We start from the raw sequence: 23,647 nt of genomic DNA on the forward strand, positions 1-23,647 counted from the left end.
ATTACGCGATCTGAGTTTTCGGGAATCTCCTGCCGGGAAGAAGGCAGATGGCGCAGGCCTGGCGTGCCACGCTCAGAACGTACAATCACATCAGGGAGAAAGGTTCATGTCTGCACCAAAAATCACCTTTATCGGCGCCGGTTCTACGGTGTTTGTTAAAAACATCCTCGGCGACGTGTTCCAGCGCCCGGCACTGAAAAACGCACAGGTAGCGCTGATGGATATTGATGCCACGCGCCTTGAAGAGTCGCATATCGTGGTACGCAAGCTGATGGATTCGGTCGGCGCTTACGGGAACATCAGCTGCCATACGGATCAAAAAACGGCGCTAAAAGGGGCCGACTTTGTGGTCGTCGCGTTCCAGATTGGCGGCTACGAACCCTGCACCGTCACCGATTTTGAAGTGTGTAAACGCCACGGTCTTGAGCAGACCATCGCCGACACCCTCGGCCCCGGCGGCATCATGCGCGCCCTGCGCACCATCCCTCACCTGTGGCAAATTTGTGAGGATATGACCGAGGTCTGCCCGAACGCCACGCTGTTGAACTACGTCAACCCGATGGCGATGAACACCTGGGCGATCTATGCCCGCTACCCGCATATCAGGCAGGTTGGTCTCTGCCACTCGGTGCAGGGCACCGCGGAGGAGCTGGCGCGCGATCTCGATCTCGACCCGGCGTTGTTACGCTACCGCTGCGCCGGGATCAACCATATGGCCTTTTACCTGTCGCTGGAGAAAAAGCAGCCGGACGGTAGCTATGTCAGCCTCTATCCCGAACTGTTACAGGCCTATGAAGACAAACGCGCGCCGAAGCCGAACATGCACGGCAACCCGCGCTGCCAGAACATTGTGCGTTATGAGATGTTCAAAAAGCTGGGCTACTTCGTTACCGAATCTTCTGAGCACTTTGCTGAATATACACCGTGGTTTATCAAGCCGGGGCGCGAGGATTTACTTGAACGCTACCAGGTGCCGCTGGATGAGTACCCGAAGCGCTGCGTGGAACAGCTGGAAACCTGGCAGAAGGAGCTGGCGGAGTACAAAACCGCCGATCGCATTGAGGTGAAAGCCTCGCGGGAGTATGCCAGCACCATTATGAACGCCATCTGGACCGGCGAGCCGAGCGTAATCTATGGCAACGTGCGCAACGATGGCCTGATCGACAACCTGCCGGAAGGGTGCTGCGTCGAAGTGCCGTGCCTGGTCGATGCCAACGGCATTCAGCCGACCAAAGCGGGTAAGTTGCCCGCGCATCTTGCGGCGATGATGCAGACCAACATCAATGTGCAGACGCTGCTTACCGAAGCGGTGCTGACCGAGAATCGGGATTATGTCTATTACGCCGCGCTGATGGATCCGCACACCGCGGCGGTGCTTGGTATCGATGAAATCTATGCGCTGGTGGATGACTTGATCGCAAGCCACGGCGAGTGGCTGCCCGCGTGGCTGCATCGCTAACGCATTCGCCGGGCCGCGCGCCCGGCGGTTTTGCAACCCTTCCGACACTGAAAGAGGCAATCGGTACCCTATGAGTATTTCAATCACAACAAAGCTCAGCTACGGATTTGGTGCATTTGGTAAGGATTTTGCGATCGGCATCGTCTACATGTACTTGATGTATTACTACACCGATATTGTCGGCCTGTCGGTCGGCATGGTCGGCACGCTCTTTCTGGTGGCGCGCATTCTCGACGCGCTGGCCGACCCGATCATGGGCTGGATCGTCGACTGCACCCGCACACGCTGGGGCAAATTCAAGCCGTGGATTTTAGTCGGCACGCTGACCAACTCGCTGGTGCTCTATATGCTCTTCAGCGCCCACCACTTTACCGGCACCACCCAGCTGGTGTGGGTGTGGGCGACCTATCTGCTGTGGGGTTTCACCTACACGATTATGGACGTGCCGTTCTGGTCGCTGGTGCCGACCATCACCCTGGATAAACGCGAGCGCGAACAGCTGGTGCCCTACCCGCGTTTTTTCGCCAGCCTCGCCGGGTTTGTCACCGCGGGGATTGCACTGCCGTTTGTGAACGCCGTCGGCGGAGCGGATCGCGGGTTTGGCTTCCAGATGCTGACGCTGGTGCTGATCGCCTTCTTTATCCTCTCGACCATCGTCACCCTGCGCAACGTGCATGAGGTCTACTCCTCTGATAAACAGGGCGGTGAACAGAGCGCGCCGATGAACCTGAAAGCGATGCTGCAACTGATTATTAAGAACGATCAGCTCGCCTGCCTGCTGGTGATGGCGCTGGCCTACAACACCGCCGCTAACGTCATCGAAGGCTTTGCGATCTACTACTTCACCTACGTGATTGGCGATGTCGACCTCTTCCCCTACTACATGTCTTATGCCGGAGTCGCGAACCTGCTGATCCTGATGCTCTTCCCGAAGCTGGTGAAACTCTTCTCACGCCGCGTACTGTGGGCGGGGGCGTCGGTGCTGCCGATTATCAGCGGCGGCGTGCTGCTGTGGATGGCGCTGCTCGGCCAGACTCACGCATGGGTGATTTTGCTGGCGGGCGTGCTGTTCAGCATCGGCAAGGCCTTCTTCTGGGTGCTCCAGGTAATTATGGTTGCCGACACCGTCGATTACGGCGAATACAAACTCAATGTGCGCTGCGAGAGCATCGCCTACTCGGTGCAGACGCTGGTGGTGAAAGCGGGCGCGGCCTTTGCAGCTTACTTTATCGCCGTGGTGCTCGGGGTGATTGGTTATGTGCCGAACGTGGCGCAGTCCGCCAGCACCTTAATGGGCATGCAGCTGATCATGCTGGCGCTCCCCGCCTGCTTCTTCGTCATCTCGCTGCTGGTCTACTTCCGTTTCTACAAACTCAATGGCGATATGCTGCGTCGCATCCAAATCCATCTGCTGGATAAGTATCGCCATGTCGGCAATGCCAATGCACCGCAAACGCCGCCGGTGGTGGGCGACCGGGTGCAGGCGTAAGTGCGCGTTGTTGCCGGATGGCGGCTAACGCCTTATCCGGCCTACGCACTTAACCGACATACAATACGCCTCCCGTAGGCCCGATAAGCGCAGCGCCATCGGGCAATGCACCGGGCCTTATCCGACCAACGCTCCCGTAGGCGCGATAAGCGCAGCGCCATCGGGCAATGCACCGGGCCTTATCCAACCAACGCTCTCGTAGGCCCGATAAGCGCAGCGCCATCGGGCAATGCATCGGACCTTATCCGACCAACGCTCCCGTAGGCCCGATAAGCGCAGCGCCATCGGGCAATGCACCGGGCCTTAGCCGGTCATCATTTCCCTGCGGGTTGTCACTTTTACGCAACAGGTTGTCAGCTGCGCGGGCGCGCGCATCCGCTGCGGTGTGGAAACTAAAACCACACCCTGTGGAGAGCCGAAAATGTTAACGACACCTGCTGAAAAATATCACCCCTATGCCCCGCTGCCGCTGCGCGATCGCCGCTGGCCGGATAACACGCTGACCCACGCGCCGCGCTGGCTGTCGACGGACTTACGCGACGGCAACCAGGCCCTCGCCGAGCCGATGGATGCAGCGCGTAAACTGAAATTCTGGGAGTTACTGCTGGAGTGCGGCTTTAAGGAGATTGAGGTCGCCTTCCCTTCCGCGTCGCAAACGGATTTTAACTTTGTGCGCCAGCTGATCGAGGAGCAGCGCATCCCTGAAGATGTCACCATTCAGGTGTTAACCCAGGCGCGCGAGGATCTGATTCGCCGCACCTTTGAATCCTTGCAGGGCGCGCGCCGCGCGACGGTGCACCTCTACAACGCCACCGCGCCGGTGTTTCGCGAGCAGGTTTTCCGCCAGAGCAAAGAGGAGATCGTCACGCTGGCGGTCAACGCGGCGCGGCAAATCCGCACACAGTGCGAAGCCGCACCCGAAACGCAGTGGGTGTTCCAGTATTCGCCCGAAACTTTCTGCTTTACCGAAGCGGAGTTCGCGCTGGCGATTTGCGAAGCGGTGGCGGATGTCTGGCAACCGGACGCCACGCGGCCGATGATCATCAACCTGCCGGCCACCGTTGAAGTGAGCATGCCCAATGTCTATGCCGACCAGATTGAGCACTTCTGCCGCCACTTCTCGCGCCGTGAGCAGGTGTGCATCAGCGTGCATACCCATAACGATCGCGGCACCGGCATTGCCAGCGCCGAACTGGCGCTGCTGGCAGGCGCAGAGCGGGTTGAAGGCTGCCTGTTTGGCAACGGCGAGCGCACTGGCAATGCCGATCTGGTGACGCTGGCGCTCAATCTCTACACCCAGGGCATTGCGCCGGGTCTTGAGTTTAGCCAGATGAAAAAGGTGGTGGAGGTGGTCGAGGAGTGTAACCAGTTGCCGGTTGCGCCACGCCACCCGTACGCCGGTGAACTGGTGTTTACCGCCTTTTCCGGCTCGCATCAGGACGCGATTAAAAAAGGGTTTGCCGCGCGGCAAAACAGCCCGGCGGACGTCTGGCAGGTGCCCTATCTGCCGCTCGATCCGGCGGATATCGGCTGTAGCTACGAAGCGGTTATCCGCGTCAACAGCCAGTCGGGCAAGAGCGGCGCGGCCTGGCTGCTGGAGCAGAACCACGGCCTGACGCTGCCGCGTAAGCTTCAGCAGGCGTTCAGCGGGCATGTGCAACAGGCGGCGGACAGCGCGGGCAAAGAGATGTCGCAAATGGCGATCTGGAATCTGTTTCGCCAGACCTACGGCCTGGTGGATCAGCCGCCGCTGGCGTTGATTGAGTATGTCTGCACCAATCAGCCGGGGCAGCGCACCACTCTGCACGCGGAGATCCGCTGGCATAACGAGACGCTGAAGCTGGATGCAACGGGCAACGGTTTTCTCTCGGCGGCATTAACCGCGCTCTGCCGCAGCCTGCACGTTGAGATCAATATTGAGAGCTATCACGAACACACCCTCGGCAAGCACAGCGACAGCCGCTCGGTGGCCTATGTCTGCTGCGCCAACGCGCGGGGCGAGCGCGCATGGGGCGTCAGTATCGACAGCGATATCACCCGCGCCTCACTGCAGGCGGTGCTTAACGCCGCGCAGCCCTTTATCACTGGGTAAAGTAGTCACCGGGCGGCACGCCCATCACCCGGCGAAACATGGCGCTAAAGGCGCTGGGGGTGGCATAGCCGCACTCCAGCGCCACCTGCGTCACCGGCTCGCCGTTCGCCAGCCGCGTCAGGGCGATCAGCAACCGCGCACGGCGCACCCACTCGCTAAACTGCAACCCGGTCTGCTGGTAGAAGTGGCGCGCAAGGGTGCGCCCGCTCATATTCACCTGCCGCGCGGCATGCTCCAGCGTCCACGCCTGCGTCGGTGTTTGCCGTATCGCGTCGCACAGCGGTTTTAAGCGCGCCGAGGTCGGCTCCGGCAGGCAAAACGGCAGCGTATTCATCAGCCGGATCTCATCCAGAATCAGCTCATAGATACGCTCCGCACGGCTGCCGGGCTGGTAACGCTCATCCAGCCGCAGCGCCTCGACCATCAGGGCGCGCAGCAGATCGTTGACGCGCACCACCTGGCACACCACCGGTAAATCGGCCCTCGCCAGCGGCTCGACAAATACCCCGCGCGCCTGCACATCGCCTTCAATAAAGAGCGTGTGCACCACCTGCGCCGGGATCCACACCCCGCGCCCTGGCGGCACGATCCAGATCCCCTGCTCCGTCTCCACGCGGATGACGCCGCTCAGGGTGTGGATCAGCTGGTCGCAGGGGTGCGAATGCCACGGCTCATGCTCCCCGTGCCGATAGTCATGAGCGTAAGGAATCAAAGCGCGGTGGGAGAAATCGAGTACAAATGTCTGTTTCACGGCGTGACCGTCGGCGATTTATCAGGAGGCTTTACCATAATCACCGATGCCCACGCTGTCACCTACTTAACCCGGCAGAGCGGGCAGTTGAGGCAATACTCCACCGGCGTTGAGGCTTTGTAGTAGAAACAGCAGGTGCGGCGAAAACGCACCGCCTCGCCTGCGCCATTGCGCTGCGCCGGGCGGCGAAAACGCTTAAGCGGGTTCCAGCCAAGACCGAACAGCGCCGGGTCGGCCTCAGCAATCAGCCAGGCGAAATCCGCCTGCTGACGCGCGGCCTGCGCTTCGTTCAGCCCCTCCATGCGCCCTTCATAGAGCGAGTAGACGCGAACCGCGCAGTTCTCCCAGAGGATTTGCGCAGGCAGGCCGCTCACCGCTGAAAGCGCGTGCCAGAGCGGAGCGATAAAATCGCGAAACAGCCCGCCAACCACCTTTTCGCGCCACGATTCCCGCTCGCCGGGTGCATAGCCGCTAACGGTAAGCGCTGCGGGGAGTGACGAGGTCCACAAACCGTTGTCATGGGCATACTCCAGGCGGCTGGCGTCGAGGGAGAGATGCAGCCCTTTATCAAACACGCTCATCCCATAGAGCACGTTTCCGGTCAGCAGAAAGGAGAGCCGTTTGGTCAGTAGCGACGCGGCGATGGCGCGATCCGGTGCGCCAATCAGCGGCATAATCGTATCGAGCACGTCAGCACAAATGTCGGCATTAAGCATCTCGCCGCTTATCACGCTGCGCGCATCGGCTTCGTCCAGCGCGCGCAGGCGAAACGCCTTACGCAGGTAGGCGAGTTCGTCAGGGTTCAGCATGGTGTTCACCCGGAAACGGAATGCACATCGGCGTATGGAAAAAGGGATCGTCAATAATGCGACAGCGCAGGTTAAAGACGTGGCTCACCAGCGCTTCAGTCATGATCTGCTGCGGCGCGCCCTCGGCAACAACCCGCCCTTCGCGGATAGCGACCAGGTTATCGGCGTAGCGGCAGGCGAGATTGAGATCGTGCAGCACCATAATGATGGTTTTCCCCTGCCGCCGGTTGAGATCGCGCAGCAGTTCGAGGATCTCCACCTGGTGCGCCAGATCGAGCCAGGTGGTGGGTTCATCGAGCAGCAGCGTGTCAGTAGCCTGCGCTAGTGTCATTGCAATCCACACCCGCTGGCGCTGGCCGCCGGAAAGGGCTTCAACCGGGCGGTGCTGCAACGCCGTGGTCGCGGTTAAGCGCAGCGCTTCATCGACATGATGATCGTCCTCGGTTGACCACTGCCGCAGCCAGTTTTGATAGGGGAAGCGCCCAAGGCTCACCAGTTGGCGCACGGTGATGCCTTCCGGTGCCACCGGGGTTTGCGGCAAAATCGCCAGCTTGCGCGCCACTTTTGCGCTGGCGCTGGCGTGAATATCCATTCCCTCGAGAGTGACCGCACCGGATTGCGGCGTGATTAGGCGCGCCATCGCTTTTAACAGCGTGCTTTTGCCGCAGCCGTTGCTGCCAATCAGCACCGACACCTTGCCCGTCGGCAGGGTTAAATCGAGCCCGTCGATCACCTGCCGCTGCGCGTAGCTGACGCGCAGTTTTTCCGTTATCAGAGACACAATTTCCCCATTGCTTACGAACGCTGCCTTATCAGCAGCCAAAGAAAGAGCGGCGCACCGGCCAGCGCGACAAAGATCCCGGCGGGCAGATCGGCGGGGCGAAACAGCGTGCGCGCCAGCAGATCGGCGGCTACCACCATACTGCCGCCGCTGCACGTCGCGACATACGCCTGGCTGAAGATCCCCTGCGCCACCACGAGGCGGGCAAGATGCGGTGCCACCAGCCCGACAAAGGCCATCGCCCCAACCTGCGCCACCGCGCTGCCAGAGAGCGCGACGCAGGCCAGCAACAGCAGGAGGCGAATGGCATTCACCCGCACGCCCAGCCCGGTTGCCAGCGCATCCTCAAGCTGTAGCGCCTTCAGGTAGCGCAGCAGAACGATTAACAGCGGGATCGCCCACAGGTAGAAGAGAAGCAAGTGCAGCACCTTCGGCCAGCTGGCGGCATAGACGCTGCCGCTCAGCCACACCCATGCGGAAAAGGTGGTGGTCAACGGGCTGAAGACGAGGATCAGTGTCACCACCGCGCCCGCCAGCGCCGAGACGCCAACCCCGGTCAAAATCATGCGCAGTGGCGTTAACCCGCGCCGCGCGCTTAACAGAAAGATCAGCCCGACGGCGCAGGCCGCGCCGCCCATCGCCGCATACGGCATGCCCGCGCTGCCGTAACGCAGGCTAAAAAAGGTGAGCCACAGCAGCGCACCGGCACTGGCACCCGCGGTGACGCCAAGGGTGTCCGGCGAGGCGAGCGGATTGCGCACAAGGGTTTGCAAAATCAACCCGGCAAGCCCCAGCCCGCCGCCCGCCAGCAGCGCCAGCGCCACGCGCGGCAGGCGCAGCTCATGCAAAATAAAATGCTCTGCGCTGTTATCGGCCAGCACCAGTAAGCGAAGGGTGTGCAGCAGCGGGATCGGCACATCGCCGACGCTCAGTGCAATAAGCACAATCAGCGCGGCGATCAGCGTGCAGCCCGCAAGGATCAGCAACTGGCGGCGCGAATAGAGCCGGGCAAACGCGCCGCAGCGAAAGAGTTGGCTATCCGGCATGCTGCCCCCGGCGCTGCGCCAGCAGGATAAAAAAGGGTGCGCCGAGCAGTGCGGTCATCACCCCGACCGGCACCTCTTGCGGCAGGATCACCACCCGCGCGGCAATATCCGCCGCCAGCAGCAGCAACGCCCCCAGCAGCGCGCAGGCGGGAAGCAAAGTGCGCACATCGCTGCCGAAAAGTTGCCGGGCGATGTGCGGCACAATCAGCCCGACAAAGCCGATATTGCCCGCCAGCGCCACCGCGCAGCCCGCCAGCCCGACCACCAGCACGCTCGCCAGCAGCCGCACGCGGGCGATGTTCTGCCCCAGCCCGCGGGCAATCTCTTCACCCGCGTTGAGTACTCCCATCTGCCCGCCGCAGAGCATGGCGACAATCAGCAGCAGCCCGCCCGGCAGCAGCATCGGGTAGAGATGCGCGAGATCGTTGTCCGCAAGGCTCCCTGCCAGCCAGAAGAGCATGGTGTCGAGGCTCTCCTGATCCATCACCAGAATCGCTTGGGTAAACGCGTTGCACAGGGCGGTGATCGCCACGCCTGCCAGCACCAGCCGCAGCGGGTTAAGCTGACCGCTGCTTCTCTGGCTGGCGAACCACACCAGCGACCCGGTGAGGCACGCGCCGGTAAAAGCGAGCAGCAGCGTGACCCACGCCTCGCCAATGCTGAACAGCGCACCCGCCAGCACAATCAGCAGCGCCGCGCCCGCATTGACGCCAAACAGCCCCGGCGAGGCGAGTGGATTACGTGTTAGTGCCTGCATTAACGCCCCCGCCACCGCGAGGAAGGCACCAACGGCCGCCGCCAGCAGCGTGCGCGGTAAGCGCGAGGTGTGAATAATCACATCACGCGCGAGGGTGGCATCCGGCTGCCACAGCGCACGCGCAATCTCGCCCGGCGTGTAAATTTGCGTACCAACCATTACGCTGAGTGCCGCCATCACCAGCAGCAACAGAAAGCAGAGCAGAAAGCGCCCCTTCATGCCCCCTCCCCGCGCAGCGCGGCGTCGACATCATCAAGCATGTGATTCGCGCCAAGGATGCCGCCGGACAAACTCCACGGCACGCTGTCCACCGTCCAGAGCCGCTGCGCCTTCACCGCCCGCAACTGCCGCCAGAGCGGATGCGCGGTCAGCGCCTGATAGTGGCGCATAATCGCCGCGCTCTCGGTACGCAGCAAAATGAAGAAGAGATCGGCATCGAGCAGCGGGATATTCTCGAAGCCGGAGAAGCGCAGCGAGGTGCTGCGTGCTTGTTGCGCGGCGCTGTTCCAGCCAAAACCCAGTTCGCTCATCACCGAGCCGGGAAAGCTGGCGGCGACGTAGCTGCGAATATGATCGGGGCGCACTTCGATAACCGACACCGTCGGCGGTGCGGCAAAGCGCTGTGCAATGTGCCCGCGCAGGGTTGCCACCCGGCGCTGCCACTGGTGCAACAGCGCGCTGGCGCTGTCGGCAAGACCGAGCCTGTCGCCAACCACGCTGAGTGTTTTTTTGAATTCAAAGACATCATCGAGCAGCGCCACCGGGGCGATTTTTGCCATCAGCGGCGCGACATCCTGGTGGCGAAAGCGCGAGGCGAAGATGATATCCGGCTTCAGCAGCACCATCTTTTCCAGCTGCGGCTGCGTCTCCAGCCCGAGCTGCGGCACGTTTGAGAAGCGCGGGCGCAGGTAGCGGTAGACCGGCTTTTCCGCCCAGGACTCCACCATGCCGCAGGGCGTCACGCCGAGGGCGGCCAGGCTGTCCGTTGCTCCCTGAAAGAGTGAGATGGCGCGCGGCAACGCGGGCGGCGCGGCAAACAGGCCGGGGGCAATGCCATAAAGCAGCATCGCTTGCAGGCCGCGCCGTCGGGAAAGTGAGATATTCAGGCTATTCATCCGTTACGTTGCCGCTCCCGCGAGGGGAGCGGCGACCATCAGAAGTTGAGGCTGTAACCGAGTGTGGCCGTGCGGCCCCGCCCGGCGAAGTAGCGATCCGGATCGACCGAGGCGCTTTGCGAGTAGTAGGTGACGTACTGCTTGTTGAGCAGGTTAGAGATGCCAAGGCTCAGCTGGCCGTAAGGCAGCTTGTAGCCCACCGCCGCATCGACAATCGCATAGCCGGAGAAGTCCTTCTCCTCGTCGTCGAATTTTTTACTCAGCGCCCAGTTAGCCTGCAAAAAGGTGCTCAGTTCAGCATTCCAGTTCGCCGACCAGCTGGCGATGATGCGATCCGGGGCGATATTAAGCCCGTCGAGTTTGGCATCAAGGCTGCCGTTATCATCGCTGTCGTAACGGCCGCGCATATGCGACCACGCCAGCGTCAGTTTGTGGTCAGCGTTCGGCGCGTAGCCCGCGCTCACTTCGACGCCATCGATCTCGGTCTTTTCACGTCGCGCGACAAAGGCGTCGTTTTGCAACTCGACGCGGCTGCCCAGTTTGGAGGTCGACTTGTAGTAGCTGGCCTCAAAATCGAACGGTGCCTGCTGGACGCGGAAGCCGACTTCGCTGTTTTTGGTAATGATCGGTTGCAGGCTGTTGTAATCACTCAGCTTCACCCCCGGCGTGTCGATGCCGCGCAGCACGCGGCCGACATCCGGCACGGTAAAGCCTTCGCTGTAGCTGGCAAACAGGCTCAGCGGTGTGACTGGCGTCCAGACAACCCCGGCGTTGTAGAGGGTTTCATCAAACGATGGCGTGCCCCCTTCGACCGTGACGCGATCGTTCGCCCACACCGTCTGGTAGCTGTCGATCTTCAGGCGCGCATATTCGTAGCGAATGCCGCCGCTCAGTTTGACCGACTCCACCGGGGCGTACTCCAGTTGCAGGAAAGGCGAGAGATCGGTGTAGTTGATCTCCGGCACATAGGTGCGCCCGGTGCTCCACAGATCCTGTTTCGAGTTATCAAACAGCGTGTCGAAGCCCACCGTCGCCTTAATGCGATCGTCCCAGATATCATCTTTCGTCAGGGCGATTTTGCTGCCGTACTTATCGGTGTAAGCGCGGCTCTGATCGTAGAGCGTGCCAATTGGCGCAATCAGCGGATCCTGGAAGGAGGAGGAGTTGGTGGCACCGAACAGCGCTTCGTAGCGCTGATAGTAGGCCAGCGCGGTCAGCTTCATGCCAGCGAGATTGTAGTTGTCGTAGGTGGTGCCGACGGTCCAGACATCGTTATGCGGCGCGGTGCCTTCCGGCGTGCCTTTGCGTGAGGTGGTCAACCTGCCCGCGTCGCGATCGCCGGTGACGCTGACATAGTTATCTTTATTTTTCAGCCGGTAGCGGTTAAGGCTTAACTGCACGCGCTGGTCGTTATCGAGCCAGTAACCCACTTTCGCCAGCAGATCCCACGCGCGGGAGTCCATCAAATCGCCCTGGGTGTTATCGACGCCAATGGCGTGATTATTCGCATCTTTGAACAACCCCTGATCCTCATAGCTGAGGGCGAAGAGGTAGTCGAGATACTCCTCGCTGCCATTGATGCTGTAGTTGGTTTTGTAGGCCAGCGTGTCGTGATTAAGTTCAGAGGTCGGCGTGGTGGTTTCGATGCTGAAGTGCTGGTTGGCGGTGCCCGGTTTCGCCCGTTTGGTGATGATGTTGATCACCCCACCGGTCGCGCCCACGCCGTTACTGGTGTTGGCCCCTTTGATCACCTCAATGCGCTCAATCATCGAGGCATCGACGGTGTGCATTTCACGCCCGGTTGGGCGCAGCGGGTTGGATTGCGGAATACCGTCAATCATCACCAGCGGCGTACGCCCGCGCAGCGTCTCGCCGCTGCCGGACATCTTCTGCCGCGACGGCGAAAACGACGGCAGCAGGTTGCTTAAGATCTGCGAAGTATCAGAGGTGAGCTGGCGCTGTTGGGCAATCTCCTTTTCAGTGATCACTTTGATCACCTGCGGGGAGTCATTGCGCGAGCCGTCGGTACGCGTGGCCGTTACAACCACATCTTCTTCACTGCTTGTCGCATCCTGCGCATAAAGCGGCGACGCGATGACCAGAGTAAGCGCGCCATATAAAGGGGAAAATCGCATGCAAACAACCCTCAATGTAATATCTCGCCGCACCGGCGAAGATCATCCGTAACAACATCAAATAAGAACAATAAGAAACAATTTGAGACCGATTATCATTATCAATAACTCAATGTAAAGTGAATATTCCCGTCTCGAAACTTATAACTATGCAGAATGCGTTATGGCGCACAACGCTGCTAACAAACCGCCGTTTCACATTATTTTGTCTACCCTTTATCAGGCACGTTCTGTGGCTTGAGTCGTGGTCACTTCCCGATCCCCCGTTCACTAAGGAAGACCAATGCAAACTACCTCCGGACCATCGCGGGTCGCCATTGCGCTCTATGAACTGTTAAACCCCCTGCCGCTCGGCTTTTTCACCGCCGCGTGGATCTTCGATATTCTCTACCTCAAATCTTTTCAAATCATGTGGACCGACGCGGCAAGCTGGCTTATCGCCATCGGGCTGGTGCTGGCGATTGTGCCGCGGCTAATAAACCTGGTGCAGGTGTGGTTCACCCAACGTCCGCTGGCGACGGCGGCGGTAAAAATCCACTTCTGGCTCTGGCTGGTTGCCATTGTGCTGGCGATTTTCAACGCCTTTGTCCACAGCCGCGACGCCTACGCTGTGGTGCCGCTGGGGGTGATCCTCTCCACCGCCGTGGTGGCGCTGCTGCTGATTGCTAACGTCCAGCTTGCCCTTCGTACCCGCAAAGGAGTGATCGCATGAGAATCCACCGCAAAACACTCCTCGCCTTTACGCTCACCGCCCTGCTGGCCGGCTGCGATCAGGGCGCCAGCCTCGATCCGGCTAAACAAGTGGGGCCAAACCCTGAACTGCCAAAAGCGCAAAACTTCCTGATGCCGCCGATGCAGGTGCCGGAAGGGGTGGCGTGGAAAGAGGGTGAGATGCCAAAAGTGGCGCAGGGGCTGAAGATTGAGAAAGTCGCCGATGGCCTGCAACACCCGCGTCAGGTCTATGTGCTGCCAAATAACGATGTGCTGGTGGCGGAAGCTAACGGCCCGGCGAAGCCGACCACGCGCCCGAAACAGCTGATTATGGGCGTGGTGCAGAAAGCCTCCGGCAAAGGCGGCCCGGGCGGCAATCGTATTACCCTGCTGCGTAATGTCGACGGCAAATGGCAGAAGCACACCTTTATTGAAAACCTGCACTCGCCGTTCGGTATCCAGCTGATTGGCAACACGCTGTGGGTGGCGAATGCCGACAGCCTGGTGAAATTCCCCTATCAGGAGGGGCAAACCACCATCACCGCGCCGGGTGAAGTGGTAACAGAACTGCCGGGCGGGCCGATTAACCATCACTGGACCAAATCTCTGCTCGCCAGCCCCGACGGCAGCAAGCTCTATGTCGGCGTTGGCTCCAACAGCAACATCACCGAGAACGGTATTGGTGCCGAATACCGCCGTGCGGCGGTGCTGGAGGTGGATGCCGCGACCGGGGCGAGCCGCATTTTTGCCAGCGGCCTGCGTAACCCGACAGGGTTGCAGTGGGAGCCAGAGAGCGGCGCGCTGTGGGCGATCGTCAACGAACGTGACGAGATTGGCTCCGATCTGGTGCCGGATTACATGACTTCGGTGCAGGATAAAGGCTTCTACGGCTGGCCTTACAGCTATTTCGGTCAGCATGTGGATGAGCGCGTCCAGCCACCGCGCCCGGATCTGGTTAAGCAGGCGATCAAACCTGACTACGCGCTCAGCTCCCACGTCGCCCCGCTCGGCCTGCTCTTCTACACCGGCGAGAATATGCCGCAATACCGCGGCGGCGCGTTTGTCAGCGAGCATGGCAGCTGGAACCGCAAGCCGCTCAACGGTTATCAGGTGGTGTGGGTGAAGTTTGAAAACGGCAAACCGGTCGGGCAACCGCAGCCGGTGGTGAGCGGTTTTCTTACCGACGATCAGAAGCAGGTGCGTGGCCTTCCTGTTGGCCTGGCGATGGATAAGCAGGGCGGCGTCCTGATTGCCGACGATGCGGGCAACACCATCTGGCGGGTCAGCGCGCGCTAACCTTGTGGCTGCCTGCCGCCTCGCTTATAACATAGCCTCAACATTTTTAAGGAGAGGCGAATGGAGAGCAGGTTGCAGGCAGCGATTGCGCTGCGAAAAGCGGGCGAGCATGAGCAGAGCCGCGCGGCGTTAAAGAGACTTGCCGATGAACCGGCCCTGCGCGCGCAGGCGCTGCTCAATATCGCCTGGTCGTTTGATAACCAGGGCCACGAGCGCGATGCCGAAGGGTATTACCTGGCGGCGATTGAGGCTGGCCTTAGTGATGAAGATGAGTTTGAAGCGCGCTTTGGCCTCGCCTCAACCTGGCGCTGTCTCGGGAAATACCCGCAGGCAAAAGCGCAGTTTGCGGAGATTATCGCCCGCTGGCCGCAGGCAACCGAAGTGCCGCCCTTCTATGCCCTCTGCCTGCATAATCTCGGCGAGCACGACGCCGCGCTTGCCGTACTGCAGGAGTCTATTGTGCGAAATCCCGATACCCGCACGGCACCCTACGCAGAGGTGCTGCGCAACTACGCGCAGAACCCGTATCAGCGCTGGTAACAAGTGCATGCTGGCAGCGTCTGGCTGTAAAAAAGGGCTGTGCGAACAGAAACCTGCCAAATTTGCAGACTTTCCATTTAAGACAGCTATGTGTAGATTACGCGCACTCTTATTTTTTCTGCTTCCGTTGCCTTCGAGGCAAGAGATCGTCTTGTGCTTTATACCTATACTGCTTATATCCTTGAATACTTAGTCTATTTCGGCATTCTCGTCGCAACGGTTACAGCTACATCTTCCCTTATCGGGATTAAGCCGCCCGAGCAAAAATACCTTGCCCTCGACGGCCTGCGCGGTATTTGCGCAGCGCTGGTGGCGATATTTCATCTCTTCTGGCGAAATGGCGGCGCAGCAGACGATTACTGGTCGCTCGACTATATCTCTTTCAGCCAGGTTAAAAGCGCGATTTTCATCACCGGGCAGCTCCCCGTCGGTATTTTCTTTATGCTTTCCGGCTTTCTTTTTTTTAAGAAAGCCCTCGCCCCCACCTTTAATTATCGCGGATTCGCACTGTCACGACTGGCAAGGATCTATCCGCCGGTTATCGCCACGCTGGCGCTTATCTATGCCGCGACGTTTATTATGCATCCAGGCAGCCATACGTCGCCGGACGAGTGGTTTATCTCGTCGCTGCCCTTCCTTTTTGAGCCGCCTGCCGCCGTCATCAATGGCACCACGCTGCAAATCGCTACCTCGGGCATCTTCTGGACGCTGGTGTGGGAGCTTCGCTTGTACCTTGCGATCCCTTTCTTATATCTGCTCATGCGCCACATTAAGCACGCGACGCTCTTTGTCATTTTCTTAATGGCGCTGGTAATGGGCGGAAAGTATCTGCTCGGCAGTGACGAACGGCTGGCGTATGTGATGTATTTTCTGGTGGGCTTTTTGGTTGCCACTATCAAGTCGGATAAACGCCCCTCGGATCTCATTTGTCTGGCGCTGCTTATTGCCGCAATCGCCTTTACCCGTCATGCCTATAATCCGACTACCGCGCTTTACATGCTGGTGGTCTTCTATACCGTGAAATGCGGATGCGACTATTTCGGCCTGCTGACCTCTCTTCCGCTACGAATGCTCGGCACCTGTAGCTTTTCGCTCTATCTGGTGCATGGCATTACGCAAACCGTCGCCAGGCACTATCTCTACAGCGCCGGTCATTATCTCTGGCAGGTTTGCGCATTGGTCGCGGCAGGCGTGATTGCCCCGGTGATGTATAAATGGGTTGAGAGCAAGTGCATGTGGAAATCTGCACCTGCTGCGCAACAGCATCTCTCAAACTAAGCCGTCAATAATCACCTGTTTCATGCCCTGCGAGCAGGGCTCAACCCGCCCACGCACGCCGTACACCTCAGCCAGCGTATGCGGGGTAATCACCTTCCCCGGATCGCCGTCGGCCACCAGTTGGCCCTTTTTCAGGATCAGCACATGGTCGCCGTGGCGCAGCGCGATATTGATATCGTGCACCACCACCACGGTGACGATATTGCGCCGCTGGGTTTCGCGCTTCACCAGATCCATTACGTGGAACTGATAATTAAGATCCAGCGCGCTGAGCGGCTCATCGAGCAGCAGCAAAGCGGGCTGGCGGATCAGCGACTGCGCCAGACCGACCAGCTGTTTCTGCCCGCCGGAGAGCTGATCAAGATAGTGCAGCGCGAGGTGCTCAATGCCCAGCTGACGCAAAAGTGTCATCACCTGCGCCTGCTGCTCTGCGCTGTGCAGGCCGCCGGACGCACGCTGCGCCACGATAATCGACTCCAGCACGTGCAGATGCACGCCCGCCGGCAGCGACTGCGGCAGATAAACCACCTGCTCGGCGCGTCTGGCGAAGGGCTGCGTCAGCAGATCCTCGCCATCGAGCCGCAATTCGCCCTGGGCTTTATTCAACCCGGCCATGGCGCGCAGCAGCGTCGATTTGCCGCTGCCGTTCGGCCCGAGCAGGATCGTCACTTTGCCGCGCGGCAGATGGTCAATCGCCAGATCCTGAATAATCGGCTGTTTGTGGTAACCCGCGCTGAAGCCGCGCAGGGATAAACCGGACTGCGGGCTCATACACTCCCCCGGTGTCGCACAATAATGGTGATAAAGAACGGCACGCCGACCAGCGAGGTGACGATGCCGACCGGGATGATGACGCCATCAATCAGGTTTTTGGAGACAATCGACGCCAGTGACAGCACCAGCGCGCCAATCAGCGCACTGCCTGGAAGATAGAAGCGGTGATCTTCGCCAAACAGCATGCGGGCAATGTGCGGGGCCACAAGGCCGATAAAGCCAATCGGCCCGACAAACGCCACCGACAACGCCGACAAAATACTGATGCGCAGCAGCGTTGTCAGCCGCAGGCGACGCACGTTGATGCCAAAGCTGATGGCGCGATCTTCGCCTAAACGCAGAGAAGTGAGCTTCCACGAACTGAGCATCGACAGCGGCATAATCACCGCCAGCGCCAGCAGCAGAATACCGAGCTTCTCCCACGAGGCGCGGGCAATGCTGCCCATCGTCCAGAAAACCAGCCCCTGCAAGGTGTCCTCATTGGCGATAAATTGCAGCATCGACACCAGCGCGTTAAAGGTAAAAACCAGCGCAATACCAAACAGCACCACGCCGGAGGTCGCCACCTGCGTCCAGCGGGTAATGCCATCCAGCAGCAGCGCCGCCAGCAGCGCGAAGATAAAGGCGTTCGCCGAGATAAACCACTGCGCGGGGATGCCGGGAATGCCGATGCCAAGCACAATCGCCAGCGCCGCGCCAAAGGCCGCCGCAGACGAAACGCCGAGGGTAAACGGGCTGGCGAGCGGGTTATTGAGGATGGTCTGCATCTCAGCCCCTGCCAGACCCAGCGTTAAGCCGACGACAATCGCCATCAGCGCATAGGGCATGCGGATATCCCAGACAATCACCCGTATTCCGGCGTCGACGCTCTGCGGATGCAGCAGCGTTTGCCCCAGCACATCCAGCGACAGGCCGGAGGGGCCGAGGGTAAAGTCGAGCAGCATTGAGGCGATAATCAACCCCACCAGCAGCGCCAGCAGACCAACGCGACGACGCATTATCGCGCGGTAGTTGTCCATCAACGCGCCCGCGTCAAGAGTGGTACTCATTCTGTTTATTTGCCCTGCTGCCAGCTGTAAACAAAGCCGTCATCCGGCAATTTGGTGAAGTTTTTGATGATGTGATGGTAAGTCGCATCCGGGTCGAGATCGGCAAACGCCTGCGGATAGATATCCTTCGCCAGGTACTCCATACCCACGATGTTATACGGGTGGTTATAGAAGTGGTGATAGACGCCGTAAACGTGCTTCTGCGCCACCGCCGGGATCTGGCTGATGCCGGTACGGCTCAGCAGCACCTGCGCCTGCTTGTTCACATCGTCTGCCGAGACATTAAGGCCAAGCGGCAGCACCTGGCTGTTACCGCGTTTGGAGCCGGTCATGATGTAGACATCCGGGCTGACGCTGATGATCTTCTCAAGAGAGATAAAGCCGGTTGCGCCTGGCAGCAGTTCTGAACCGAGGTTGGTTGCGCCCACCGCTTCCACCAGCCCGCCCCAGCCGCTGTGGCCGTGGGTAAAGCAGCAGCTTTCGGCATTCCCCGCCAGCGCTTCGACAAACACTTTCGGTTTTGGCGTAATGGCGGCGGTTTTCTGCGTAATCGCCTGCTGATGCTGGCGATAGTAAGTGGTATAAGCTTCGGCGTTGCTTTCACGGTTAAGGACTTTGCCCAGCAGATCGACGCTCGGCGCGGTATCTTTCGCCGGGTTCACTTCATAATCGACAAACACCACCGGGATCTTCAGCGCCGTCAGCTTGTCGAGCACGCCGCTGTCGGTGAGCGACGGTTTCGCGCGCAGCTGGGCAATCATCAGGTCCGGCTGCTTTGCCAGCACGCTTTCGAGATCGACATTGCCTTTGTCGCTAAAGCCCATATCAAGGATATTGGCGGATTCCGGCCAGCGGGTTTTCAGCATCTTCCAGCTTTCGACATCCTGCTTTTTCGCCAGGTTGTTCCACGCCACCAGGCGTTTAAACGGGTTATCGCGATCCAGCAGCGCGAGGGTCATGATGTCGCGGCCATCCTGCAAAATCACGCGCTGCGGCTCGTGATCCAGCGTTACTTTACGGCCGCTAAAATCGGTCACCGTAAGGGGGTATTGCGTGGCCTGAGCGAGAACGGGCAGCGTGAGAAGCGCGCCGAAAAGCAGCGTAGTGCGGATTTTTCCATGCATAGAAAGAGGAGCCCTGATGGTAATGAGAATATTATGGTTTTGATAATTATTATCATATTTAGCTCAACAAAACCTATACGGTTTCAACAAATCCAGTCGTTTCTTAACATCCTGATTCCCTTTCTCTTTTTCTGACATATTTTCTTACGGGTTTATACGCGGCAATGCTTTACCCTCATGCTTTGCTTTTGCCGGACCCGCTGCCATGAAATACACCCTCTTTCTGCTGATGATGTTTATTGCCACCGCCCGCGCCGACGATGCGGTGAGGCTGAACTGCCCGACACGCGGCGCGTTGACCATCTCCTTTTTTGATTACAGCCTGACGACCATGAAGTGGGGTGACCATTTTCAAATCGCTGCGGGCAAAGAGAAGGCGCATACCAAAGCGGGCGTGCCCTTCTGGAGCACCACTTTTCGCAACGGCGACAGCCTGGCCTTCTTCCCGGATTCGAACCAGTATTATCTCTTTTATGCGGGCGATGAAGACCCGGAGCAGTGCAGCGAAGTGGGCAGCTTTGTTTACCCGGCGATCACCCCACCGCGGTATGAAAAAGGGCAGGATGACGCCGCCACGCAGGTGCAGGCCAACAGAAGAGAGAGTGAAGTGGTTTTGCAGCATCCATTTGCGTGATGCAGCGGTTTGATATTGCCGGATGGCGGCTGCGCCTTATCCGGCCTACGGATGTGAGGCCGCTGAAACCCCATTGCCGGATGGCGGCTGCGCCTTATCCGGCCTACGGGTGAGGATGCACTGAAACGGCGTAGGCCGGATAAGCGTTTACGCGCCATCCGGCAACGTTTTATGCACTACACAAAAAGATCCGCGGCCTTCGTTACCACGCCGCTATCGAGCACCCAACCGCTGATAAGCGCGGCGGGCGTAACATCAAAAGCCGGGTTGTAGACCTGCGCATCTTCCGGCGCCCACTGCACCGCGCCAAAACTTCCCGCCACGCCGGTCACTTCTGTGGCGGCGCGCTGCTCAATCGGGATCGCCTCGCCGTTCGGGCAATGGGGATCGAGGGTGGTTTGCGGCGCGGCGACATAAAACGGCACGTTGTGGAACTTCGCCAGCACCGCCAGCGAATAGGTGCCTATCTTGTTCGCCACATCACCATTCGCCGCGATCCTGTCCGCGCCGACCCACACCGCATCCACCTCCCCTTTCGCCATCAGGCTGGCGGCCATCGAATCGGTAATCAGTTGATACGGCACGCCCAGCTCGCCCAGCTCCCAGGCGGTAAGCCGCCCACCCTGCAACAGCGGGCGCGTCTCGTCCACCCACACATTGCTGATATTGCCCTGTTGATGCGCCAGCGCAATCACGCCGAGCGCCGTGCCGACGCCCGCCGTCGCCAGCCCGCCGGTGTTGCAGTGGGTCAAAATACGGCTGCCGGGTTTAACCAGCGCGGCACCCGCTTGCGCAATGTTGTCGCAGAGCTGTTTATCCTCGTCCACCAGCCGCAGCGCTTCCGTCATCAGAGCGTTAGAGTAAGTCTCCTGCGCCAGCGCCCGCTTCATGCGGTCAAGATTGTTCATCAGATTCACCGCCGTCGGGCGCGCCGCGCGCAGGGTTTCCAGCGCCTGCGCCAGCTGTTCACGGCTCTCACCGCGCGCGGCCAGCAGCGCCAGCAGCAGGCTGGCAGAGAGGCCAATCAGCGGCGCACCGCGCACGCGCAGCGCGTGAATATGGCCGACAAGTTCATCTACCGAATCGGCGGCGAGCCAGCGTTTCTCCTGCGGTAACGCCTGTTGATCGAGAATAAATAAACGATTTTCGGCGATGCGCAGGCTGGTGGTCTGTAATGACGGCATATCGTTAAATCCCTGTTGCGTTAATGTGGCGTATTGTGTCAGGATGCAAAGCGGATGTATAGACGTCTAAATGGCTTAAATCGCAAAAAGAGGATCGAGGCAATGTCGCAATACCATACCTTTTCCGCCCGTGATGCCGTGGCATATGCACAACAATTTGGCGGCCTTCGCGATCCCTCCGAACTCGTTGACGCGCAGGAAGTGGGCGACGGTAACCTCAATCTGGTATTTAAAATTTTTGACCGCAACGGCACAAGCCGCGTCATCGTCAAACAGGCGCTGCCCTATGTGCGCTGCGTCGGTGAGTCCTGGCCGCTGACCCTCGATCGTGCGCGTCTCGAAGCACAAACGCTGGTCGAACACTACCAGCACTGCCCGCAGCACACCGTTAACATCCTCCATTTCAACCCGGAGCTGGCGGTGATGGTGATGGAAGATCTCTCCGATCACCACATCTGGCGCGGCGAACTGATTCGCAATGTCTATTATCCGCAGGCAGCCTCGCAGTTAGGTGAATACCTGGCGCAGACGCTGTTTCACACCAGTGATTTTTACCTCCACCCGCATGTGAAAAAAGCGCAGGTGGCGAAATTCATTAACCCGGCGATGTGCGAGATCACCGAAGATCTCTTCTTCAACGATCCCTACCAGATCCACGAGCGCAATAACTACCCGGCCGAGCTGGAAGCGGATGTCGCCGCCCTGCGCGATGACGCACAGCTGAAAGTCGCAGTCGCATCGCTTAAGCACCGCTTCTTCTCTCACGCTGAAGCCTTGCTGCATGGCGATATTCATAGCGGCTCAATCTTTGTCGCCGACGGCAGCCTGAAAGCGATTGACGCCGAGTTTGGCTACTTCGGCCCGATTGGTTTTGATATCGGTACCGCCATCGGCAACCTTCTGCTGAACTACTGCGGTCTGCCGGGCCATCTCGGTATTCGCGATGCGGCGGCGGCGCGCGAGCAGCGGCTGATCGATATTCAGACCCTGTGGGCGACCTTTGCCGAACGCTTCCAGGCGCTGGCAACCGAGAAGACGCAGGACGCGGCGCTGGCGCAGCCGGGCTATGCGTCGGCATTTCTGAAAAAAGTGTGGACCGATGCGATTGGCTTTTGCGGCACTGAGCTTATTCGCCGTAGCGTCGGCCTGTCGCACGTGGCGGATATCGACACCATCAAAGATGAGGAGATGCGCCACGCCTGCCTGCGCCATGCCATCTCCCTTGGCAAAGCGCTGATTGTGATTGCCGATCGCATTGATAGCGTCGATGAGTTAATTGCCCGCGTGCGGCAATACTCGTACGCCCGATAACAAAGCGCCTTCCGGCGCTTTACTCACCCCAGATACTCAATAATCGACAACCCGCCGTTGTAGTCGGTGCTGTAGATGATCCCCTGCGCATCAACAAACACATCGCAGGACTGGATCACGCGCGGGCGACCGGGGCGGGTATCCATCATTTTTTGCGGTGCGGCTGGCACCAGCGCACCGGTCTCAACCGGGCGATAGGGGTTGGAGATATCGTAGGCGCGCACACCGGCATTCTGGTAAGTGGCGAAAATCAGCGTTGAGCTGATAAAGCTGCCGGGGCGGTTCTCATGCAGGTTGTGCGGGCCGAAGTGCGCCCCTTTCGCCACATAATCGATCTCATCCGGCTGCGGGAAGGTGGCGATGCTGACCGGGTTAGCGGGCTCGCGAATATCGAACAGCCAGATCAGCTTCTCGCCATCCTCCTGATTGTCGAGCACCGCTTCATCCAGCACCACCAGCAGATCGCGATCCGGCAGCGGCAGCGCGGTATGAGTGCCGCCGCCAAACGGCGGGCTCCAGTTGCGGTGGCTGATAAGCTTCGGTTGGGTGCGATCTTTCACATCCAGCAGCGTCAGGCCGCCGTCGCGCCAGCTGCCGTAGGCGGTGTCTCCGGCAATAATCGCGTGGTGCAGCGCGTAGCGTTTGCCCTCCTCCCAGCCCGGCGTTTCACCTGCGGCCTGGTTCATGCCCGGCAGCCACCAGCGCCCGGCCACCTCAGGTTTGCGCGGGTCCTTGAGATCGATGGTCAGGAAGATGTAGTCGGTAAAGCCGTCGATCAGCGCCGAGACATAAGCCCAGCGCCCGCCGACGTACCAGATGCGGTGAATGCCGATACCCTCAAGCGAGAGAAAGCTGATTTCGCGCGGCTTGTCCGGCGTGGAGATATCGAAAATACGCAGCCCGGCGCTCCAGCCTTTATCCTGCACATCGCTTACGGTCTCGCCAACCGAGCGGGTGTAGTAAACCTTTTCATCGGCAAAGCGGGCGTCGGCAAAGAGATCGCGGGCGTTGATCACCAGCAGCAGATCGTCGTGAGCTTGCAGATGTACGTTCCAGGTGCCGGGTGGCGCGGCGATATAACCCGCGGGTTTCGGGTTCTTTGGGTCGCGGACGTCCACAATGGAGAAGCCCTGCGACACCATATGGCCGATATAGGCAAAGCCGCAGTGCACCATCAGCTGGACACCGTCAGGGCGACCGCCCTGGTCGCTGTGGCCAATCAGCCGCATATTGCGGCTGTAGTCCGGGCGTGGAAGTTCAGTTGCCATGATTTATCCTTGTTAAAGGCCGGTGCGATTGCTTATTGCGATAC

At 59.6% G+C, this 23,647-nt stretch carries 21 protein-coding genes; 9 read left to right on the plus strand and 12 right to left on the minus strand.

Features of this window, described 5'->3' with window-relative positions:
- Positions 1 to 106: 106 nt before the first annotated feature.
- The 3 genes from EH164_RS16175 to leuA all read left to right on the plus strand — a co-directional run bounded on the left by EH164_RS16175 (position 107) and on the right by leuA (position 5,040).
- A complete protein-coding gene (locus EH164_RS16175) occupies positions 107 to 1,459 on the plus strand; it encodes an alpha-glucosidase/alpha-galactosidase (protein WP_124969194.1) in 1,353 nt (450 codons plus the stop codon).
- Positions 1,460 to 1,529: 70 nt separating this feature from the next.
- Positions 1,530 to 2,948, plus strand: a complete 1,419-nt coding sequence (melB, locus tag EH164_RS16180; RefSeq protein WP_076769537.1) for a melibiose:sodium transporter MelB — start codon at positions 1,530 to 1,532, stop codon at positions 2,946 to 2,948.
- Between the two features lie 421 nt (positions 2,949 to 3,369).
- On the plus strand, positions 3,370 to 5,040 hold the full coding sequence (gene leuA, locus EH164_RS16185) for a 2-isopropylmalate synthase (RefSeq protein ID WP_124969196.1): 1,671 nt from the start codon (positions 3,370 to 3,372) through the stop codon (positions 5,038 to 5,040).
- On the opposite strand, the gene EH164_RS16190 is transcribed toward leuA, so the two are convergent.
- The 7 genes from EH164_RS16190 to EH164_RS16220 all read right to left on the minus strand — a co-directional run bounded on the left by EH164_RS16190 (position 5,030) and on the right by EH164_RS16220 (position 12,434).
- Positions 5,030 to 5,791 carry a helix-turn-helix domain-containing protein gene (locus tag EH164_RS16190; protein ID WP_124969198.1) on the minus strand — a complete coding sequence of 254 codons (762 nt, stop codon included), beginning with the start codon at positions 5,789 to 5,791 and terminating at the stop codon, positions 5,030 to 5,032. The genes leuA and EH164_RS16190 overlap by 11 nt on opposite strands.
- 62 nt (positions 5,792 to 5,853) lie before the next feature.
- Entirely contained in the window at positions 5,854 to 6,600 is a 747-nt protein-coding gene (locus EH164_RS16195; protein WP_124969200.1) for an IucA/IucC family C-terminal-domain containing protein, read from the minus strand.
- Positions 6,587 to 7,384, minus strand: coding sequence for an ABC transporter ATP-binding protein (locus EH164_RS16200; RefSeq protein WP_124971512.1), 798 nt, complete (start codon positions 7,382 to 7,384; stop codon positions 6,587 to 6,589). Before EH164_RS16200 ends, EH164_RS16195 begins: the two co-directional genes overlap by 14 nt.
- Before the next feature lie 11 nt (positions 7,385 to 7,395).
- Complete coding sequence (locus tag EH164_RS16205) at positions 7,396 to 8,427, minus strand: iron ABC transporter permease (RefSeq protein ID WP_124969202.1); 1,032 nt, start codon at positions 8,425 to 8,427, stop codon at positions 7,396 to 7,398.
- Entirely contained in the window at positions 8,417 to 9,403 is a 987-nt protein-coding gene (locus tag EH164_RS16210; RefSeq protein ID WP_124969204.1) for an iron ABC transporter permease, read from the minus strand. Before EH164_RS16210 ends, EH164_RS16205 begins: the two co-directional genes overlap by 11 nt.
- Entirely contained in the window at positions 9,400 to 10,299 is a 900-nt protein-coding gene (locus EH164_RS16215; protein ID WP_124969206.1) for an iron-siderophore ABC transporter substrate-binding protein, read from the minus strand. Before EH164_RS16215 ends, EH164_RS16210 begins: the two co-directional genes overlap by 4 nt.
- Before the next feature lie 38 nt (positions 10,300 to 10,337).
- A complete protein-coding gene (locus EH164_RS16220) occupies positions 10,338 to 12,434 on the minus strand; it encodes a TonB-dependent receptor (RefSeq protein ID WP_124969207.1) in 2,097 nt (698 codons plus the stop codon).
- Between the two features lie 283 nt (positions 12,435 to 12,717).
- Between EH164_RS16220 and EH164_RS16225 the strand changes: the two genes are divergently transcribed.
- The 4 genes from EH164_RS16225 (at position 12,718) to EH164_RS16240 (ending at position 16,259) form a co-directional block, all read left to right on the plus strand.
- Entirely contained in the window at positions 12,718 to 13,146 is a 429-nt protein-coding gene (locus tag EH164_RS16225; protein WP_042713347.1) for a DUF2231 domain-containing protein, read from the plus strand.
- A complete protein-coding gene (locus tag EH164_RS16230; protein ID WP_124969209.1) occupies positions 13,143 to 14,441 on the plus strand; it encodes a sorbosone dehydrogenase family protein in 1,299 nt (432 codons plus the stop codon). Before EH164_RS16225 ends, EH164_RS16230 begins: the two co-directional genes overlap by 4 nt.
- 60 nt (positions 14,442 to 14,501) lie before the next feature.
- A complete protein-coding gene (locus EH164_RS16235; RefSeq protein WP_124969211.1) occupies positions 14,502 to 14,981 on the plus strand; it encodes a M48 family metallopeptidase in 480 nt (159 codons plus the stop codon).
- Positions 14,982 to 15,134: 153 nt separating this feature from the next.
- Complete coding sequence (locus tag EH164_RS16240; RefSeq protein WP_164483622.1) at positions 15,135 to 16,259, plus strand: acyltransferase; 1,125 nt, start codon at positions 15,135 to 15,137, stop codon at positions 16,257 to 16,259.
- Here the strand turns inward: EH164_RS16240 and EH164_RS16245 are convergent.
- From EH164_RS16245 to EH164_RS16255, 3 genes are read right to left on the minus strand one after another with little or no spacing between them, the layout of a single operon-like run.
- Positions 16,251 to 17,030 (minus strand): ABC transporter ATP-binding protein, encoded by a 780-nt coding sequence (locus tag EH164_RS16245; RefSeq protein ID WP_124969215.1) that lies wholly within the window; start codon positions 17,028 to 17,030, stop codon positions 16,251 to 16,253. The genes EH164_RS16240 and EH164_RS16245 overlap by 9 nt on opposite strands.
- Complete coding sequence (locus EH164_RS16250) at positions 17,027 to 18,055, minus strand: iron ABC transporter permease (RefSeq protein WP_164483650.1); 1,029 nt, start codon at positions 18,053 to 18,055, stop codon at positions 17,027 to 17,029. Before EH164_RS16250 ends, EH164_RS16245 begins: the two co-directional genes overlap by 4 nt.
- A 32-nt stretch (positions 18,056 to 18,087) precedes the next feature.
- The gene (locus tag EH164_RS16255) at positions 18,088 to 19,206 is read right to left on the minus strand and encodes an ABC transporter substrate-binding protein (RefSeq protein ID WP_124969219.1); all 1,119 of its coding nucleotides are present in this window, start codon (positions 19,204 to 19,206) and stop codon (positions 18,088 to 18,090) included.
- A gap of 205 nt (positions 19,207 to 19,411) precedes the next feature.
- Here EH164_RS16255 and EH164_RS16260 point away from each other — a divergent pair, with 205 nt between their 5' ends.
- Complete coding sequence (locus EH164_RS16260) at positions 19,412 to 19,840, plus strand: hypothetical protein (RefSeq protein WP_124969221.1); 429 nt, start codon at positions 19,412 to 19,414, stop codon at positions 19,838 to 19,840.
- Between the two features lie 176 nt (positions 19,841 to 20,016).
- Here EH164_RS16260 and mtnA read toward each other — a convergent pair whose 3' ends face one another.
- Positions 20,017 to 21,024 (minus strand): S-methyl-5-thioribose-1-phosphate isomerase, encoded by a 1,008-nt coding sequence (gene mtnA / locus EH164_RS16265; RefSeq protein ID WP_124969223.1) that lies wholly within the window; start codon positions 21,022 to 21,024, stop codon positions 20,017 to 20,019.
- A 102-nt stretch (positions 21,025 to 21,126) separates the two neighbouring features.
- Between mtnA and mtnK the strand changes: the two genes are divergently transcribed.
- Positions 21,127 to 22,335, plus strand: a complete 1,209-nt coding sequence (gene mtnK, locus EH164_RS16270; RefSeq protein ID WP_124969225.1) for an S-methyl-5-thioribose kinase — start codon at positions 21,127 to 21,129, stop codon at positions 22,333 to 22,335.
- A gap of 23 nt (positions 22,336 to 22,358) precedes the next feature.
- Here mtnK and EH164_RS16275 read toward each other — a convergent pair whose 3' ends face one another.
- Positions 22,359 to 23,603, minus strand: coding sequence for an LVIVD repeat-containing protein (locus EH164_RS16275; RefSeq protein ID WP_124969228.1), 1,245 nt, complete (start codon positions 23,601 to 23,603; stop codon positions 22,359 to 22,361).
- Positions 23,604 to 23,647 lie beyond the last annotated feature (44 nt).

This window comes from Kosakonia sp. CCTCC M2018092 (genome assembly GCF_003864115.1).
GTDB classification, from domain to species: domain Bacteria; phylum Pseudomonadota; class Gammaproteobacteria; order Enterobacterales; family Enterobacteriaceae; genus Kosakonia; species Kosakonia cowanii.